This is a genomic window from Halomonas sp. TA22 (genome assembly GCF_013009075.1).
In the GTDB taxonomy this organism is placed as follows: Bacteria; Pseudomonadota; Gammaproteobacteria; order Pseudomonadales; family Halomonadaceae; genus TA22.
On record NZ_CP053108.1, the window covers coordinates 3,132,987 to 3,150,629 of the forward strand.

20 protein-coding genes are annotated in these 17,643 nt (G+C 61.7%); 6 read left to right on the plus strand and 14 right to left on the minus strand.

The window, feature by feature from the left end; translation table 11 throughout:
• Window positions 1-41: 41 nt before the first annotated feature.
• Both HJD22_RS14775 and HJD22_RS14780 read left to right on the plus strand, forming a co-directional pair.
• Complete coding sequence (locus HJD22_RS14775; RefSeq protein WP_208656263.1) at window positions 42-782, plus strand: transglutaminase-like cysteine peptidase; 741 nt, start codon at window positions 42-44, stop codon at window positions 780-782.
• A 67-nt stretch (window positions 783-849) separates the two neighbouring features.
• A complete protein-coding gene (locus HJD22_RS14780) occupies window positions 850-2,772 on the plus strand; it encodes an EAL domain-containing protein (protein ID WP_208656262.1) in 1,923 nt (640 codons plus the stop codon).
• Here HJD22_RS14780 and HJD22_RS14785 read toward each other — a convergent pair.
• The 3 genes from HJD22_RS14785 to HJD22_RS14795 form a co-directional block, all read right to left on the minus strand.
• A complete protein-coding gene (locus HJD22_RS14785; protein WP_208656261.1) occupies window positions 2,765-3,094 on the minus strand; it encodes a tryptophan synthase subunit beta like protein in 330 nt (109 codons plus the stop codon). The genes HJD22_RS14780 and HJD22_RS14785 overlap by 8 nt on opposite strands.
• Before the next feature lie 102 nt (window positions 3,095-3,196).
• Window positions 3,197-5,539 carry an Ig-like domain-containing protein gene (locus tag HJD22_RS14790; RefSeq protein ID WP_208657052.1) on the minus strand — a complete coding sequence of 781 codons (2,343 nt, stop codon included), beginning with the start codon at window positions 5,537-5,539 and terminating at the stop codon, window positions 3,197-3,199.
• Window positions 5,540-5,977: 438 nt separating this feature from the next.
• The gene (locus HJD22_RS14795) at window positions 5,978-6,805 is read right to left on the minus strand and encodes a Tim44 domain-containing protein (RefSeq protein WP_208656590.1); all 828 of its coding nucleotides are present in this window, start codon (window positions 6,803-6,805) and stop codon (window positions 5,978-5,980) included.
• Between the two features lie 100 nt (window positions 6,806-6,905).
• Between HJD22_RS14795 and HJD22_RS14800 the strand changes: the two genes are divergently transcribed.
• Window positions 6,906-7,478: an isochorismatase family protein gene (locus HJD22_RS14800; RefSeq protein ID WP_208656591.1), complete on the plus strand. Its 573-nt coding sequence runs from the start codon at window positions 6,906-6,908 to the stop codon at window positions 7,476-7,478.
• Between the two features lie 9 nt (window positions 7,479-7,487).
• Here HJD22_RS14800 and yaaA read toward each other — a convergent pair whose 3' ends face one another.
• Complete coding sequence (gene yaaA, locus HJD22_RS14805) at window positions 7,488-8,267, minus strand: peroxide stress protein YaaA (protein WP_208656592.1); 780 nt, start codon at window positions 8,265-8,267, stop codon at window positions 7,488-7,490.
• Between the two features lie 98 nt (window positions 8,268-8,365).
• Window positions 8,366-9,397 (minus strand): NADP(H)-dependent aldo-keto reductase, encoded by a 1,032-nt coding sequence (locus HJD22_RS14810; RefSeq protein ID WP_208656593.1) that lies wholly within the window; start codon window positions 9,395-9,397, stop codon window positions 8,366-8,368.
• 218 nt (window positions 9,398-9,615) lie between these two features.
• Between HJD22_RS14810 and HJD22_RS14815 the strand changes: the two genes are divergently transcribed.
• Complete coding sequence (locus HJD22_RS14815; protein WP_208656594.1) at window positions 9,616-10,131, plus strand: tetratricopeptide repeat protein; 516 nt, start codon at window positions 9,616-9,618, stop codon at window positions 10,129-10,131.
• Window positions 10,132-10,236: 105 nt separating this feature from the next.
• Window positions 10,237-10,761, plus strand: a complete 525-nt coding sequence (locus HJD22_RS14820) for a hypothetical protein (RefSeq protein ID WP_208656595.1) — start codon at window positions 10,237-10,239, stop codon at window positions 10,759-10,761.
• On the opposite strand, the gene HJD22_RS14825 is transcribed toward HJD22_RS14820, so the two are convergent.
• The 8 genes from HJD22_RS14825 to HJD22_RS14860 are packed head-to-tail and all read right to left on the minus strand — an operon-like array spanning window position 10,762 to window position 15,419.
• Window positions 10,762-11,736, minus strand: a complete 975-nt coding sequence (locus HJD22_RS14825; RefSeq protein WP_208656596.1) for an NAD(P)H-quinone oxidoreductase — start codon at window positions 11,734-11,736, stop codon at window positions 10,762-10,764. It abuts the gene before it with no gap.
• 30 nt (window positions 11,737-11,766) lie between these two features.
• Window positions 11,767-12,318 (minus strand): TIGR00730 family Rossman fold protein, encoded by a 552-nt coding sequence (locus tag HJD22_RS14830; RefSeq protein WP_208656597.1) that lies wholly within the window; start codon window positions 12,316-12,318, stop codon window positions 11,767-11,769.
• Window positions 12,319-12,370: 52 nt separating this feature from the next.
• A complete protein-coding gene (locus HJD22_RS14835) occupies window positions 12,371-12,892 on the minus strand; it encodes a DUF501 domain-containing protein (RefSeq protein WP_208656598.1) in 522 nt (173 codons plus the stop codon).
• Window positions 12,873-13,190 (minus strand): hypothetical protein, encoded by a 318-nt coding sequence (locus HJD22_RS14840; protein WP_208656599.1) that lies wholly within the window; start codon window positions 13,188-13,190, stop codon window positions 12,873-12,875. The genes HJD22_RS14835 and HJD22_RS14840 overlap by 20 nt, the downstream gene beginning before the upstream one ends.
• Before the next feature lie 27 nt (window positions 13,191-13,217).
• Window positions 13,218-13,685: a Cys-tRNA(Pro) deacylase gene (gene ybaK / locus HJD22_RS14845; protein ID WP_208656600.1), complete on the minus strand. Its 468-nt coding sequence runs from the start codon at window positions 13,683-13,685 to the stop codon at window positions 13,218-13,220.
• Entirely contained in the window at window positions 13,682-14,092 is a 411-nt protein-coding gene (locus HJD22_RS14850) for a thioesterase family protein (RefSeq protein ID WP_208656601.1), read from the minus strand. Before HJD22_RS14850 ends, ybaK begins: the two co-directional genes overlap by 4 nt.
• 50 nt (window positions 14,093-14,142) lie before the next feature.
• Window positions 14,143-14,955, minus strand: coding sequence for a hypothetical protein (locus HJD22_RS14855; RefSeq protein ID WP_208656602.1), 813 nt, complete (start codon window positions 14,953-14,955; stop codon window positions 14,143-14,145).
• 38 nt (window positions 14,956-14,993) lie between these two features.
• A complete protein-coding gene (locus HJD22_RS14860; protein ID WP_208656603.1) occupies window positions 14,994-15,419 on the minus strand; it encodes a hypothetical protein in 426 nt (141 codons plus the stop codon).
• Window positions 15,420-15,471: 52 nt separating this feature from the next.
• Here HJD22_RS14860 and HJD22_RS14865 point away from each other — a divergent pair, with 52 nt between their 5' ends.
• Entirely contained in the window at window positions 15,472-16,647 is a 1,176-nt protein-coding gene (locus HJD22_RS14865; protein WP_208656604.1) for a MalY/PatB family protein, read from the plus strand.
• Between the two features lie 11 nt (window positions 16,648-16,658).
• On the opposite strand, the gene HJD22_RS14870 is transcribed toward HJD22_RS14865, so the two are convergent.
• A complete protein-coding gene (locus HJD22_RS14870; RefSeq protein WP_208656605.1) occupies window positions 16,659-17,591 on the minus strand; it encodes a tetratricopeptide repeat protein in 933 nt (310 codons plus the stop codon).
• Window positions 17,592-17,643 lie beyond the last annotated feature (52 nt).

Sequence of the window (17,643 nt, forward strand, 5' to 3'; positions counted from 1 at the left end):
CGACAAGTTATCGCTCTTAGCCGCCATGAGCCATTGCATCGATGCAATCTCCACCGCTCCGTCAGGGTTCTGCCGACGCGCCCGGCCATCAGGTGCGTACCCCTAGCATCGGGCGGCGCCACTTCATTGCCAGCCTCGGAGCACTGTTCGTGGGCATGGGGCTCGGAGTGGCGCCCCGTATGCTTTCCGCCAATTTCGATCCCTCCCGGCTACGCCAGGTCATGCAGTCGCGCTACGGCACCTCCGGCGTGCAAACCCTCGAGGAGTGGTTCGGGCTACTGCATCGCATGGCGGGCGAGACGATCGAGGCACAGTTGCAGGGTGTCAACGAGTTCTTCAATCGTCGTATCCGCTGGGTCGATGACAGTGAGAACTGGGGATATGAGGACTTCTGGGCCACTCCTCTTGAGGCGATGGGCAAAGGACAAGGCGACTGTGAGGAGTACTCGATTGCCAAGTACGTTACGCTCAAGCAACTTGGTGTGCCGGGCGAGCGGCTGCGACTGATCTATGTTCGTGCCCGTATCGGCCGCAGCCGAATCAGCCAGGCGCACATGGTGTTGGGCTACTACGCAACCCCCGACGCCGAGCCACGCATTCTCGATAACATCGTGCCCTCCATCACCCCCGCCAGCCAGCGCACCGACCTCGACCCCCTATTCAGCTTCAACAGTGATGGCCTGTGGGCGGGGGGGGCGACCCACTCGCGTGCCGATCCCGTACAGCGGCTGTCACGCTGGGGTAATGTGCTGTCGCGCATGCGCGATCAGGGGTTCCTATGATCGACCCGCCACACGACACGACTCGACGATCCAAGAAAAAGCGGAAACAGTGCAGGGAGAAATGTGAATGTCGCTGACCAAACAGCTCTGGCTAACCCTTCTGGCAATACTCTGCATCGCATTTTCCAGCAGTCTGCTGGTAGGGTTGAGCACGCTGCAGCGCTATACCATGCAGGAATTGCAGATCAAGAATGCCGACAATGCCAACGCCCTTGCCCTGACCTTGAGCCAGCTCGACAAGGATCCCGTGTTGATGGAGCTGCTGATTTCCGCACAGTTCGATACCGGGTACTACCGGCGTATCGAATTGCAGGATGTAGAGGGCAACACGATCGTGCAGCGTGAAGCACCGGAACAGCTCGATGATGTTCCAGGCTGGTTCGTCGAACGCCAGCGCTTCACCATCCAACCGGGCGAAGCCGTCGTGCAGAACGCCTGGCAACAGTACGGTAGTGTGAGCGTAGAGAGTCACCACAGCTATGCCTATCGCGCCCTATGGCACAATACCCAGCGTCTGGCGGGCTGGTTCCTGCTGGCGGCACTGCTTAGTGCCCTGCTCGGCTGGTGGCTCATACGCGCGATCCGCCGCCCGCTGCTTGCGGTGATCGAACAGGCCGACGCCATCAGCCAGCGTCGCTTCACGACCTCTCGCGAGCCTCGCATGCTGGAGTTGCGCCAAGTGGTAAGAGCCATGAATCGGCTCTCTGTCACAGTGCGCGACATGCTCAGTCAGGAGAGCCAGCTACTCGACAGACTCAGGAGCAAGCTACAACAGGACCCGGTGACAGGCGTGGCCAATCGGGACTATTTTCTTCAGCGGCTCAGCAACACGCTCAACGGCGAAAGCAGCCAAGGAGAAGGCGCGCTTGCCATACTGCGCGTGGTGCGTCTCGCCGAACTCAACCAACGATTGGGTCATCAAGCCACCGATGCCTTGCTCGCCACAGTGACACAGACACTTCACGGGTTGATCAATCCCGAGGAAGGTGGTGAGATCGGCCGCCTCAATGGCAGCGATTTCATCCTGATGCTGCCGGGCAGCGAGGAGTTGCCCACTGTTGCCCAGCGCCTGAGATCCGCGCTCGATTCAGTGGCGACGAGCGCCCCTTTCCCGATCGGTCTGCCCATGGCGCTCATGCATTACGACATCGATGACCAGCCGGGACACTTACTCAGCTGCCTCGACGGCGCCCTGGCACGCGCCAGCGAGGAGGGAGATATCGCCTGGGTAGCCGTTCCCGGCAGTGCCAAGCAGGCACTCTATACTACGCAGGAAGCATGGCGAGTCGCCATCGACCAGGCCATCGAGGAGGGGATCCGCTTCGCTCACTATCCCGTCCTCGACAAAGCGGGAAACACGCTTCACTTCGAGAGCCCCTCGCGCCTGAAGCTCAGGGACGAATGGCGACCCGCCGGCATTTTCCTGCCCTGGCTCTCCCGGTTATCGAAGAGTGTCGATTACGATCTCGCGGTCCTCCATGCCGCGCTCGTCTCTATCAAAGCGCAAGGCAAGCCGCTTGCGATCAACCTATCGCGATATGCCGCCAAGGAGAGCCGCTTCGCCCTACAAGCGAAACGTCTGCTTGCCCAATATCCCGCCGAGGCGGGCAATCTCTGGCTCGAGATTCCAGAGAGTGTCGTCAAACACGACCTCGACGGGTTTCGTGAACTTTGCCGTGAACTGCGACCCTACGGCTGCCACCTGGGACTGGAACATGTAGGTCCCAAGTTCACCTGTATCGCCGACCTGCACGACGTCGGCCTTTCCTATCTCAAGATCGATACGAGCCTGGTGGCAGATATCGCAGAGCAAGTGCAAAAACAGGCCGTGCTGAGGGGCATCACGACGCTTGCACACTCGCTCGGCATCACGGTGATCGGCGAAGGCGTTCAGAACGCAGCAGAGGCAACCCTGCTTCTCGAGCTGGGTCTCGATGGTGTGACGGGGCCTGGCGTCGTCACGCCCGACACCCCTGAAGAGATCAGATGATGCCCTGCTCCTCCTCGCCCATCAATCCGACATCATTCACCCGCTTGCGCAACGACTGGCGTGTCATTAGCTTGGTTCGCGCCGCCTCAGGCAGGTCGAGATAGCCGATTATCCCCTTGGCCACTAGCACCTCGATCACATCTTCGAGAACGCGGACGAACTCGGCATCCGAACTTTTCAGCGCCCCCTGCTCCGGCTGAAGCCCATGATTAACGAAGTGTTCGAGTTCAATCGAGCCGGGAGCGATGTACTCGTTGCACTCTGGAGTTGGCTCACGCCGCACCTGCTCGATTCTTCCCGTGGCATCACGCTTGATATACATAACCGCTCTCCGCTTCGTCCATCTGGCCGTACGTATCTTTCATAATGAGAAGCCCTGCCAGGCATTGCTGCCGGGCAGGGCTCTATCATCTCCCAGGCATGACTACTGATCGAGATGCTGCTCGCCTCGTCCGATCCTCTCGCTGATGGCATCAACCGAGCCATAGTCGCCCAGCGACGTGTGTTCGGACACACTCTGGAGCAGCGAACCCGTCTCAGCATCGGCAAGCAGCGAGGTTTCGCCTTCGTACTCTTCCGAAACGGGGAGATAATCCTCCATAGACTCTCCTTGATCGCTCACAAGCTCCCCGAGCGCAAGCGCGCCACTGCTTGGTTCAAGCACCATTGCATTTGAGAGCACGTCAGCCGGCACCACCTGATTCTCCTCCGCATCGGAGACAAGACTCCAGGCCAAGGTCTCAACGACAATGCCATCACCAACCAGATCCTCTTGGACACTGGTCGACGTGCTTGAGAGACTGGCACCTGCCCCGCTCTCCGGTACCGCCGTATCGACAGCGGGTGCGTTGATCACCACGCTTACCGGGGCGCTGGTATAACCGGCCTCATCGGTCACATGGTAGGCGTATTCCGCTGTCGGAAGTACCTTGAAGGAGATCATCTCGATGAAGTAGTCGCTGCTGTCATCGACCGCACGGCTCGCACCATCCGCATACTCGGTAGCGGTAAAGCGCAACTGATCGAAGACCACACCCTCCAGGCTGAAGGTGCCCTTCCCCGTACCACTTGTGACAAACCCGTTGCCCGGGGTGAAATCAATGTCGACGCCATCCAGCGTAGCACCGGGCTGATACCCGCTGAACGTCCAGCTGCCGATCTCCTGACCATCCAGATAGGCACTGACCTTGCCCACCTCGCCTTCACTGAATATCAGACGCGTCACAGTGATGGTGGCCTCGGTGGTCGCCTTGTCGAAATCGACCACGATCTCTTCCGAGCGGCCATTGCGGTGACCCAGCTGATTGGGTGCCTGCCCCTGGCGATTGCCTCCCAGCACACCAACACCCTCGGCGTTGAAGTGCAGTAGCTCATCATTCTTCGACCCATCGAAATCATAGGCGTAGATGTTAACGCCATGCTGCTCCATCGCCTTCAAGCTCTTGCCACTCACCGTCTTGGCACTGTGGTCCGCCACTGCCTGCCGAATCTCACTGGAGGTAGCAGCCCAGTAGAGCTGATCTCCCGTGCCGAATGACGGTGCCTGCTCCAAAGCATCGATCGCCACATAGCTGTTGCCCGTCTTCAGATAGAGCGTTCCATAACTGGGAAGCTGAGCTAGATGGAAAACGAGATCGCTCTCGTGGGTGGAGTCGTCGCTCCCTCCCAGAGAAGGGTTTACCTCTATCACCGAGGGGCGCTGCTTGCCGAGTTCCTCGGCATCGACACCTCCACCGACAGTGAAGGACTTGAAGATGATGGCGTCGCCATCGACACCCTCAGGCAGGTCATTATCGACAAGTTCGGCCGTGGTCAGGACAGGGTCGGCCAGGGGCGGTGCTTCGACATGGAAATTGCGCAGCTCCTGATGCTTTTCGATAGTCAGCGTCGCTTCACTCGATTCGCCAAGCGCACCTTCCACGCGATAGGAGAACGTATCCTGAACACGGATATTCGAGACCAGGAAGTCGCCGCCATCCTTCTCCTGGGTGTATTGCTCATCACCCTGCTCGTAAGGCAGACCTTCAAAAGCCAGGTACTGGAAGGCAACGCCGTCGAGATAGACCTCCACCGTGCCCTGGTTGTCGCTACCCGCCTTGGTCTTGAAACCCTCCATCCCGTGGCCGAACACGCCTTCACCAACCAGCTCGCCATCGGCATCGTAGGCATACCACTTGCCCAGCTCACCCGAGGCTTCATTTGCGTACAGCCGCGTGACATCGAATTCGGCACGGGTGGTCGAGCCGCCAAGATCGGCGATGAGCACATTCCCTTCATCCTGGATCTGGTCGGGAGTGTCGTGCTTGGCGTAACGACCCGTGCCCTTGACGCCCACTCCCTCGTCCGTGGAGGAGACCCTTGCCTGAGCAGCGGTATCGAGGGTAAAGAGGCCTAGCGATTCGAACGACTGATCCGCGTCATCGAACCCATAGAGCTTGATCGTCGAGGTGGAGCGATAGGTATAGCTTCCATCCTGATCGACGCTGAGTTCACCCAGGGTGCTCGCCACGGTGACCGAACCACCTGTCAAGGGCACACCGTCGACAGAGACCACACTCAGCGGATCGCCATCGGGATCGGTGTCGTTGCTCAACAGATGATCGCTCTCGTCGCTTGAAACCTCGTTGCCGTAAGCCACCTCGTTCACGTCATCGTTGGCATCGGGGGGAAGGTTGGTCGCGGGCTCTTCCGGCTCTTCCGGCTCTTCCGGCTCTTCCGGCTCTTCCGGCTCTTCCGGCTCTTCCCGGCCCGATCGCCAGGCATCCATCGCAACGCCCCGTGCTCACCGCACGGGGCTTTTTTATGGCCGGGAGTTTGGCTATTGCTTAATAAAATTTATCTAAACTATAAGAGAGCTTCTGGACTGGCTGTGTGCGTTCACCGATGTGCACGCCAGTACCATGCGTTCCGATGTGTTGTAGATATCATCATCCATGTGAGTCAAGAAGCACCATGTCAGTGCGAAAACTGCTAATGCTATAATGACGACCTTGCTGTTGAGAGGGTTGGTGGGCTGTGATAATCAAGGCCCGGCTGAAGAGGCTGATGAAAGTATCGACGAGGCGCTGGAGAGTGCCGGCGAGGGCATCGAGGAGATGGGGTTCAGGACTCCGCCGAGGAGGCTCGGAGTTGATCGTATCCTGCGTTTGGGCATAAAAAAGCCGGGCTGATACCCGGCTTTTTCGCTTACCAAAGCGGCTTGGGGTCAGTGGTGGGGGTTCTGCTCGATGCCTTGCACATACCAGGGGGCGCCATCACGCATGTCGCGAGTCAGGTGCCAGGTCTCATTGAATTCGTTCTGTTCGCCATTCTCGTCGATAATGCCATGGAAGATCACCGTGGCCTCGGCATGCTTGTCCAGCTCGCATACGTCACCCAGCTCGGCCAGCAGCCGCACGACTTCGGTGCGATTGTTGGCAGGATGACGCGCGCGCTCCTCGCGCAGCAGATTGTAGAGCTCGGGAGTGACATACTCCTGAATACTGCTCAGATCGTTGTTGTCCCAGGCACGCTGCAGGGTCGTGAAATGCTCCTTGGCACCGCCGAGAAAGCGCTCCTTGTCGAACCAAGTAGGCACACTGCCCATGGCACCGCCACCGAGTGCGGCGCCGCTCTGGAACGCCTGTGGCTGGGGAGTCTCGTGAGCGGGACTGCCTGAGGAGGGCGCTGCGGTTGCCGGCTGCCGGCGACGGGCCAGGAAGCGGAACGCCAGGAATGCCAGGCCGGCGATGAGCAGAATGTCCATCAGGCGGATATTGTCGAAGGCTCCGCCGAAGAACAGTGCGGCGAGCAGCCCGCCTGCCATTAACCCACCAAGCATGCCGCCCATCCCGCCGGCGCGGGTGCCTTGGGCGTTCTGCGCGCCACGTGGAGGCTGGCTGGCCTCGCGAGTCGGCGCTGCAGCGGGGCGATCCGCCGAGCGCGAGACGCTGCCGATGTTACCGCCGCCGCCCATGCGTCGGGCTTCGGCGTGCTCGACGGCCAGGCCGAAGCCCATCATTCCCACCATTAGCATGATAAAGAAGTTTCGCATCGTATCGGGACTCTCCGTATAACGGTAGGGATAGTAAGTGTTTGGACATTCTACTGATGATATTGGTTGCAAGGTAATAAAGTAATAAAAGGAGCGATTCATGCGTATCCGTATAGAGCAGAGCCTGATGTTGATCGTCGATCTGCAGGCAGGGCTTCTACCTGTTATCGATGGCGGCGAACAGGCGGTGGAGGAGGCCATCTGGTTGGGGGGGCTGGCGTCACAGTTGGAGGTGCCGGTATGGCTTACTGAGCAGTATCCGGAGGGGCTGGGTGCTAGTGACGAGCGCCTGCTCCAGGCCCTGCCCGACGCGCTCCGCTGGAGAAAGTCGCACTTCGGAGCGTATGATGAGCCTGATTTTGCCAGCGCGCTGGCCGCCAGCGGACGACGTCAGATCGTCATCTGCGGCAGCGAGGCGCATATCTGTGTCATGCAGACGGCACTTGGCCTGCTTGATGCCGGTTATGAGGTCTATTGGCTGGCGGAAGCCACGGCCAGCCGGCGCCATGCGGAGGCGCAGTTGGCCATGACACGTGTGAGCGGCGCGGGTGGAGTGGCGGTGAGCGCCGATATGGTGGCTTATGAGTGGCTGCACCGCTGCGATGATCTGCGCTTCAAGAACGTGCACCGGCAGTTTCTCAAGCCGCGCTCGGCAAGAGTGCTGCGCTTCTAAGCGTAGCGCTCAGGAGGCACCCTCCTCGCGGGTAAAGACTAACGTTGCGCCCTCCGACATAGCAACGTTGTAGCGATAGCCGGCCACATCGAACTCCTTCAGCGCCTTGGCGTCGTTGAGACGCTCACGAATGATCCAGGCGCTCATCAGGCCGCGTGCTTTCTTGGCATAGAAGCTGATGATCTTGTACTGACCACTCTTGGCATCCTTGAACACTGGGGAGATCACCTGGCTCTTGAGCTTTTTGGCATCGATGGCCTTGAAGTACTCATTGGACGCCAGATTGACCAGCACGTTGCTGCCGCTTTCGGCCACGGCCTTGTCGAGCGCCGAGGTGAGCGTTGCTCGCCAGAAGGCGTAAAGATCCCTGCCCACGGGGTTGTCGAGCTTGGTACCCATCTCCAGGCGGTAGGGCTGGATCAAATCGAGCGGGCGCAACAGCCCATACAGGCCGGAGAGAATACGCAGATGCTGCTGGGCGAAGCGATTGTCCTCCTCGCTAAAGGTATCGGCTTCCAGGCCGACATATACATCACCTTGAAAGGCCTGGGCGGCCTGCTTGGCATTGTCGAGATTAAACGGTGGTTGCCATTCGGTGAAGCGCGCGGCATTGAGGCCGGCCAGCTTGTCGCTGATGCCCATCAGTTCAGCAATCTGCTGTGGGGAGTAGTCCCGCAGGATCTCGATCAACTGCTGGCTCTGCTCGAGATAGTCGGGTTGGCTGTAGTGGCTCGTGCTGGGCGACGTCTCGAAGTCGAGCGTCTTGGCGGGGGAAATCACGCTGAGCATGCAATGCTCCTCTCATCAAGGTGACACGCAGTATACCAAGACACCGTGAGGGGCGGGGCTATCGGTGCGATAGCCCCTAAGCTGCTAGCCCTAAGCGATCAGGGGCAGGGGTTGGGCAGGCGTTTGTGGATGGCTTCGATGGCGTCCAGTACCTCCTGGTCGAGGCGCAGCGAATCGCTGCGCAGGTTGGCTTCGAGCTGCTCCATGGTGGTTGCGCCAATGATGGTGCTGGTCAAGAAGGGGCGAGAGTTGACATAGGCCAGTGCCATCTGGGCAGGGTCCAGCTCATGCTCGCGCGCCACCTGGACATAGGCGCGAGTGGCCTGCTCGGCGATATCGGAGGTGTAGCGCTTGAAGCGCTCGTAGAGCGTCAGGCGCCCCTTGGGCGGCCATGCGCCATCAAGATACTTGCCGGAGAGCACGCCAAAGCCGAGCGGTGAGTAAGCGAGCAAACCGACTCTCTCGCGATGAGCGATCTCGGCCAGGCCCACTTCGAAGCTGCGATTGAGGAGGCTATAGGGATTCTGCACGCTGGCAACCCGTGGCACCCCCAGACTGTCGGCAAGCTGCAGGCAGCGCATCACGCCCCAGGGCGTTTCGTTGGAGAGGCCGATGGCGCGGATCTTGCCCGACGCCACCAGCTCCTTGAGTGCCGAGAGCGTCTCCTCCAACGGGGTGGCATCCTCGTCATCATCGGGGGCATAGCCGAGCTTGCCGAAGAAGTTGGTATTGCGGTCGGGCCAGTGCAGTTGGTAGAGGTCGATATAGTCAGTGTTGAGCCGGGTCAGGCTGGCGTCGATGGCCTGCTGTAGGTGTTCGCGAGTCAGGCGCGGGCCGCCGCGGATATGCTCCATGCCTGGGCCTGCAGCCTTGGTCGCCAGGATGACGTCATCGCGTGCGCCACGCTGCTTCAGCCAGCTGCCGATATAGGCCTCGGTGCGCCCCTGAGTCTCCACCTTGGGCGGCACGGGATACATCTCGGCGGTATCGATGAAGTTGATGCCGAAGGCTACGGCGCGGTCGAGCTGTTCATGGGCTTCGGCCTCGCTGTTCTGCTCACCGAAGGTCATGGTGCCAAGGCATAGCCGACTAACATCGATGCCGGTGTCGCCGAGGGGTCGAATCTGCATTCGTCGCTCCAAGTAGAACAAGAGGTGATGAAAGCGAATGGTAGCCGGGCCATACCAAAGCGGCAAATTTAAGGGGTTGAGTCACTCAGGTGGGGGGCGTATGCTTGCCCCCCGTTGTTCGGCGGAGCCGGATAGCTACTAGCATTAGAGATGCGATGACAGGGCAAGGGAGCGCCGTAATTGTCATCCTTCGGTCACAGGAATAAAGGTTGTTTGCCATGACGCAGGCATCTTCACTGTTTACCCGTCTCGAGTATCGCCTGGCGGAGCAGCTTTTTCATACACCTTGGTTGCCGCGCTCGCCCCGCACGCAGCGCTTGACCATGCACTTGTTCAAGCGCTGCGCCGATGCGGGACATATCGCAGCGCTGTCACTTTATGGGCATATGCTGTTCCATCGCGCGCTGAGCCCCCAGGACAAGGCCAAAGGCGCCCGCTATGTACTCCAGGCCGCCCATGGCGGCGATGCGCGGGCCCAGTACCAAGCCGGTGCCATCTACGAGCATGGTTGCGCCCAGTATCCCTGTCGCGACGATCATGCCGTGACATGGTATGCGCGTGCCGGCGAGGCTGGCCACCCGCTGGCAGCGACGCGCCTGGCCCAGGCCTACCGGCTGGGGGAGTTGAGCCTGGCAGTGGATGCCCAGCGTGCCGAGTATTGGCAGTCCCTGGCGGACCAGCAGGTGTCGGGGGACGATCTGGAGGAGTTGCTCGTAGCCGGCACTCGCCACTGAATACGATCTGCCCTGGCTGGATCGGAACAGGCATTCATGAGACCCGCGGGTGCGCGACGAGGCGCCGTATCCGGCTCACAGGCCAACCATAGAGGATGCCGTCACGTGACGCTGCCCACCCTGCTTGATATCGAAGCGTCCGGATTCGGGCGCGGCAGTTATCCGATCGAGATCGGCTTGGCGCGCCCCGATGGCTCAAGCTGTGCCTTCCTGATCCAGCCGCTGGAGGAGTGGACTCATTGGGACCCTCAGGCGGAGCTGCTGCACGGCATCTCCCGTAACCGCCTGGTAAGAGAGGGGCATCAGGTCGTCGAGGTGGCACGCTGGCTCAATGACGAACTGGCCGAGCTGGGCGTGGCCTACAGTGATAGCTGGGGCTATGACAATACCTGGCTATCGCTGCTGTTCCATCATGCCGGCATGCTGTCGCGCTTTCGCCTCGAGGCGCTGCGGCGGATACTGTGCGAACGGCAATTGGCGCTTTGGAGCAGCACCAAGGAGGCCTTGATTCGCGAGTGCGGTATCCGGCGGCACCGTGCTGGCGAGGATGCCCGCTTGCTGCAGCTCACTTATGTGCATACTCGCGAACGTATCGCCGCTGAGGGCGGAAAGCACCGCCCCGGTATCTGATCAGCCTTCCTGCCCAACCGACAGCAGCACCTTGCCCAGGCTCGCATCGCTCGCGAGATACTCCATGGCCTGCTCTGCCCGTTCGACGGGATAGTGCCGATCGATGATCGGCATGACCTCGTCGCGCTCGAGCAGCGGCCAGACATGGGTGCGCAAGGCGGTAAGTATCTCGCCCTTGGCGTGCGCTGGCTTGGCACGCAAGGTGGAGCCGATGAGGCGTTGACGCTTCATCAGCATGCGTCCCAGGTCGAGTTCCGCCGTTCTCCCTCCCATCAAGCCGATCAATACCAGTCGGCCATCGGCGTTGAGTACCTGCTGGTTGTCAGCGAGATAACTGGCTCCCACTGGGTCGAGGATCATATCCGCACCGCCCCACGCCTTGACCGCCTCGACAAAGCTTCCCTGGTGCCGATTCCAGGCACCATCGGCACCCAGCGTACGGCAGGCATCGAGCTTCTCTTCATTGCCGGCGGTCACGAAGCAGGGGTGACCGAACGCCCGACATAGCTGGATCGCTGCCGTGCCTACGCCACTGGCACCGGCATGCAGCAGGACACGCTCCCCTGGCTTGAGGGCGCCCTCCATGAATAGGTTGAGCCAGGCGGTGGCGAATACTTCGGGCAGGGCGGCGGCCTCGCGCAGCTCCATTCCCCGAGGAATGGGCAGCACCTGATGATGGGAGACGACGACCTCCTCGGCATAGCCGCCGCCGGCCAGCAGCGCACAGACTCTATCACCGCGCTGAAGTCCCTGCACCGCAGGGCCGTATTCGCTGACGATGCCGCTGACCTCGAGGCCAAGGATGGTGGAGGCGCCGGGCGGCGGTGGATACTGTCCGGCACGCTGCATGAGATCGGCACGGTTCATGCCCGCCCAGACCACCCGCAGGCGCACCTCATCATCCTGCAGCGGTCCTGGGGCTGGCTGCTCACACCAGCTGAGCCGTTGGTCCTCTTCGATGGCAATGGCGTGCATGCTTCCTCCTTGAATGCACGAGGGGCGACCTCATTGAGCCGAGAGCTGCTGTTCCAGGAGATCCAGCAGGGCGCCGGGCTCGGTGGCGGACAGCAGGTTGGCACGCGTCCGCGAGGCAAGAAAGCCCTGTTCGACCACGTTGTCGAGAAAGCCTAGCAGGGGAGAGTAGAAGCCGCCGGTATCGAGCACGCCAATCGGCTTGGCGTGCAGTTCGAGATACTGCCAGGTCCACACTTCGAACAGCTCCTCAAGGGTGCCGATACCGCCGGGCAGGGCGATGAAGGCATCGGCGTGTGCTGCCATGCTGGCCTTGCGCTCGTGCATGTTGGCCACCTTGATCAGCTGGGTCAGCCCAAGGTGGGCCTGTTCCCGCTCGACCAGATGTTCCGGCATCACGCCGATCACTTCACCACCCTCGGCCATGACCGCATCGGCCAAGGCGCCCATCAGACCGATACGGGCACCGCCATAGACGAGGCCGTGACCACGCCGCGCGATCTCGCGCCCGAGCGTCTCGGTGGCGTTGCGGTATTGCTCTCCACGTCCCTCCCGGGACCCTAGATAGACACAGATATTAGCCATGCTGCCTCCTGAACGAGACGTTCAATACTATCAGCTCATGCCAGCGGTGTGTTCAGGCCAGCATGTCGGCGATGCCATACTCCTCGTCCAGCCACTGGCCAATGACATTGTCACCGCAAAGATGATGGGCGTACTGAGTATGCAGGCAACGCACCTGGTCCCAGTTGGCGATCCCGCCAATGCCACGCTCGCTCAGTAGCTGGCGATAACCCAGGCGCTGCGCCTCGCGTTGCGTGGCGGCAGGCATATACTTCCAGCGCAGCGCCACGTAGTCCTCGTGGCTGCGATGATAGGCAGCCAGAAACTCGGGCTCCTCCTGCAGGCGCGCCTCGAGCTGCTTGATCACGCCGCGCGCCTCGATGTGCGAGAGCTCGATCTTGAGGCGCTCCGAGCAGAGCCAGAACAGCGTCGGGAAGGGGTGACCATCGACGATGGACTCCATGCGCAGGACCAGTGGCGTACCCTGCCCATCGGTGGCCGCCAGGGCCTGTATGCCGCGCGGGGCGCGGCCCAGTTGCTGGGTGATGATCGCCAGTTGACGCTCATCGGGAGTGTTATTGGTCTGGATCACCATCAGGGGGGTCTCGCAGGAATTTGGTCGAGCGCCCCACGGCACGGAAGAAGGCCTGGTTGAGTTGCACGGGGCTTGGCACATAGCGCCAGTGCCGTTCGCAGTACTCCGCTCCGCGAGCCATCAGCACGTCGTAGAGGCGATTGAACGGGGCATCATAGTCGTAGGGGTCGGCTCCGAACAACCGGATATGAGGATAGTCGGCGAAACGCTCCATGAAGAAGCGTTCGAGATCGGCCTCGACGGCGCGATGCTGAGCGGTATTGTCGGGATCGAGCCAAAGAGTGTAACGGATCACCATGTGCGTCTCCCGGTTCGAGGCGTCGAATCAGCGCGAGATATCCGCTACCTTGGCCTGAGTCAGGCGCACGAGATCGTCATGCGACAAGCCGATCTCCAGGCCGCGCCGCCCCCCGCTGATGTGCACCAGGGCAAGCCGCTGTGCCCGCTCGTCGAGAAAGGTCGGTAGCCGACGCTTCTGGCCCAGCGGACTGATGCCGCCTACCACATAGCCGGTGACACGCTCGGCATCTGCAGGGTCGGCCATGGCGACCTTTCGGGCTCCCGCGGCACGCGCCAGTGCCTTGAGGTCGAGCTGACGGTCGACCGAGACGATGGCCACCACGAACCGGTCGCCGTCGAGGCGCGCCAACAGCGTCTTGAAGACGCTGCCTGGCGCGAGCCCCAGCGCCTCGGCGGCCTCCAGGCCATAGGCGGGGGCGCGAGCGTCGTGCGGATACTCCTTCAGGAAGTAGCTTACGCCACTCCGCTCCAGGGTACGAATTGCCGGTGTCACGTGGCGGTCTTGGCAGAGCTCTGCAGATGCGCCTCGAGCGCTTGGCGCAGCTCACCCTCGATGGCCATGGCGCGCTTGCCGGCATGGTCATAGTGCACCATTACCGTGTTGCCGAAGGCGGCCAGCGTGTGGTTCTGCCACGCCTCCTGGGTCACCGTGAAGGAGCTCGTGCCCAGGCGGGTGAGGTAAGTGCGAATCTCGACGTGCTGGCCATAGTAGAGTTCGGCCCGGAATTCGACATCGTAGCGTGCCAGGATCAGCCGCCACTGGCGCGGGTCCAGGTCGGGGGTGAACAGCCGAAAGATATCGGTACGTGCCTGTTCGAACCAGACCGGCAGATGGGTATTGTTGATATGCCCCAGCGCATCGGTGTCGGAGAAGGCGGGATCAAGGTGATGTGTGTACATGGCTTGGCTCTCGTGGAAAGTGCTCAGCATTGACACGCCTGACCCGACGGTCAAGGCCTCGTCGCGCTGCGATGGCTACGCCATGCCTGCCACTGCATCCAGGCCATCAGCCAAAGGCTGGCCACGCCAAAGCCGGCTAGGGTCCCCCATGCCAGGCCCAGGGGCTGGTAGGTGAGGGACACGCACAGGGCATAGCACAGCAGCGAACCGAGCCCGGCGGGATAATGCTTGATCACGGTGGCAACCGGTGCCACGCCGTGAGTTAGGTGCAGAATCACCAGAAACGGATACATAGTCACCGGAAAGGCGGCCATGACGCCGGCCCAGGCCGGTGGCAGTACATGGGCCAGGCCGGTAATCAGGAAGATGATCGCCGCTGCCAGCACTGCGCGAAGCGCCAGTATCGGCCAGGAGAAGGCACCGCCGGTTTTAACACGGTTCTCCGGTACCTGTCGGTAGAGCCAGGTGAATAGCACGATTGCGCCCAGCGTCGTCAGCGTCCCGGTAAAGCGAGTGAAGTCGACCAGCGTAAGCAGGCTGCTGACAATCAGCCAGGCCGCGAGGCCGCCTAGCGTGCCCCACAGGACGCCGGAGACCCCATCGCGCCGTCCACACGCCAGATAGCCAGCACCCAGCCCCAGCGTGGCAGTGAAGCCCGCCAGGGTATGCACGGCGCTTTGTGCGGCGAAGGCCGGCGAGATCTCCGCACCAATGAAAAAAAGCGTAATGGCGGTGCCCAGCGGATAACCGGCCAGCAGTCCGGCAACGCGTGTGCTGACCCGTACGGCTATCGCCGAAAGACCCAATACGATACTGATCGATACCAGCAGCTTGGTGAGCTGCCAGGAGAAAGGGACGTCCATCCACGTTTTCCTATGAGGGTAGGTAGAGAAACCGGTAGCTAGATCAGCCTCAGCCCCTGGGAATCGCGCCAAGCGGCATTCAGTGCTGGCGCCAGCGGGGCGGTGAGATGCGCCGGCAGCGCGTCGTGCGCGTCGTCCAGACTGGTGAACGAGCGGTTGCGAAGCCAGCAGTAAGCCCACGCCAGCGCCTCGGTTTCATCACGCGGCGTCGGACGTGACGGCAGTTGCATCAGCAGGAAGGTGGCGGCTCGCGCTGCCCATAGCGGTGGTATCCGGTCGCCGCTCCACTCGGCAAGCGTGGCGCCATCGGGTGTCTCATCCGGCTCGCCCAGCTTGGCGATGCGCGCGGTGTCGGCAAGGATGATCGCCAGCTGGTCGGGGGTGGCCTGACCCAGCATCAGCCAATGGCTCACCAGGCGAGACGTACCGCGCCTAGCCTTGGCATAGAAGAGGCTTTCAGGCATGTTCTTAATTCCTTGCGGGTTCATGATTCTGGTTAGTAATTGAGGAGGCGCCATGCGCTTCGATTTTGCCACGCCCATTGAGCGACGACATCCCGTTGCCGATAATCGTTCCGCTTGGCCATCCCAGAAGTGGCACCGCTACGGTGACGATGTGCTGCCATTGTGGGTGGCCGACATGGATTTTCTCTCGCCGCCTGCGGTGATAGAGGCGCTTCAGCGGCGAGTCGAACATGGCGTCTTCGGTTATGGCCGGGTCCCCGATTCTCTGCGCGAGGCCCTGTGCCATTGGAGTGCCGAGCATTATGGCTGGGCCATCGAACCCGAGTGGCAGCTCTGGGTGCCGGGCGTGGTGCCGGCCTTGCATCTGGCGAGTCTTGCCCTTACTCAGCCCGGCGAGGGCGTGCTCAGCGTCACCCCGATCTATCCCCCTTTTCTGCAGGTTGCACGGCGTACCGGACGGCTGCCCCAGACTGCCGCGCTGGCCGAGCCCGACGAGGAAGGGGGATCTTGGCGGCTGGATCTCGCGGCCCTGGAGGCGGCCATCACCCCCGAAACCCGGCTGCTGCTGTGGTGCCATCCACACAACCCCACCGGGCGCGTATGGAGTGAAGCGGAGCTGGCCGGCCTGGCGGAGCTTGTCGAGCGTCACGATCTGCTGATCGTTTCCGACGAATTGCATTGCGACCTGCTGCTGGATGAAGAAGCATGGCACCTGCCGCTGGCCAAGACCTTCCCGGCGCTGGCTTCGCGGATCATCACGCTGTGGGCTCCCTCCAAGACATTCAATCTGGCGGGCCTATCCAGTGCCTGTGCGGTGATCTCCGATGCCGACCTGCGCCAGCGCTTCGCCGAGGCGTGTCGTGGGTTGCAGCCCGATGTGAACGTACTGGGCCTGGTCGCCGCGGAAGTCGCCTATCGCGAGGGTGAGCCTTGGCGGTGCGAACTGATTGAGGTGCTGCGTGGGCATCGCAATACGCTGATCGAGCATATCGCGCGCTGGCCCGGCGTGAGCATGAGCGAGCCCCAGGCGACCTATCTGGCCTGGCTCGACCTGCGTGAGGCAGGGCTTGGGGAGTCGCCCCAGCAGGTACTGCTGGAGCGGACCGGGGTCGCACTCTCTGATGGAGCCGATTTCGGCCGATCGGGATTTGCGCGGCTCAATTTCGGCACCACCGCCCATCAGCTGAAAGAGGCGCTAACGCGCCTCGATCGGGTACTGCGGGAGTAGAGGGGTGGCCTTCAGTACATGAGGGCGAAGAGCCGACGTCGATAGCTGACGGTCAGGGGATGGTCGGCACCCAGGGCGTCGAACACGCGCAGCAGTGTCTTGCGAGCGGCGTCCTCGCCGTAGGCACGATCGGCTTTCATCACCGCAAGCAGCATGTCGAGACCCGCCTCGTAGTCGCCATCGGCGACAAGGCGCATGGCGCGCTTGAACTGCGCTTCGCTGTCGTCTCGACCTTCCAGCGCGGCAAGCTCTTCTGGGGAGGGCGCCTCCTCTCCGAACTCCAGGCGTGCCCGCACGCCACGCGCCTTGGGGGCGTCGCGATCTTCGGGAGGCAGGTTGTCGAGCAACGCCTTGGCGTCCGATGTATTGCCCTGCGCGAGTAGCGCGCCGGCCAGATCGATCTGGTAGTCGACCTGGGAAGGATTGGCCTGGACCAGTTGCTCGTAGATGGCGCGGGCGGTGGCGGCGTCGCCGGCCGCCAGTGCCGCTTCGGCCTGCTCCTCCGGGCTTGCCGGGATATCGGCGGGAGGCTGCAGATGTTGGGAGAGCCATTCGCGAATCTGCTTTTCGGGCAGGGCGCCGTTGAATTGATCGAACAGCTGCCCCTGCATGATCAACTTGACGTCGGGCACCGAGCGGATGCCGAGCTGTGAGGCGATCTGCGGATACGCCTCGATATCGAGCTTGGCGAGGATGAAGGCGCCATTGTATTCGCGGGCGAGCTTCTCGAGTACCGGCATCAGGTTCTTGCAGGGTTCGCACCAAGGCGCCCAGCAGTCCAGCACCACAGGCGTATGCATCGAGCCCTCCAGCACGATCTGCTGGAAATTGTTCATGTCGATATCGACGATGAGGCTGGCGGGGTCGCCGCCCCCTTGGGGAGCGGGTTGGGCGCTTTCGGGAGCGGTCAGCGGAGCGCCGCTGCGTGGATCGACAATGGGCATGACAGTAACCTTGAGGAGTATGAGCGGATTTCCTCGAAAGATGCGGGCCCAA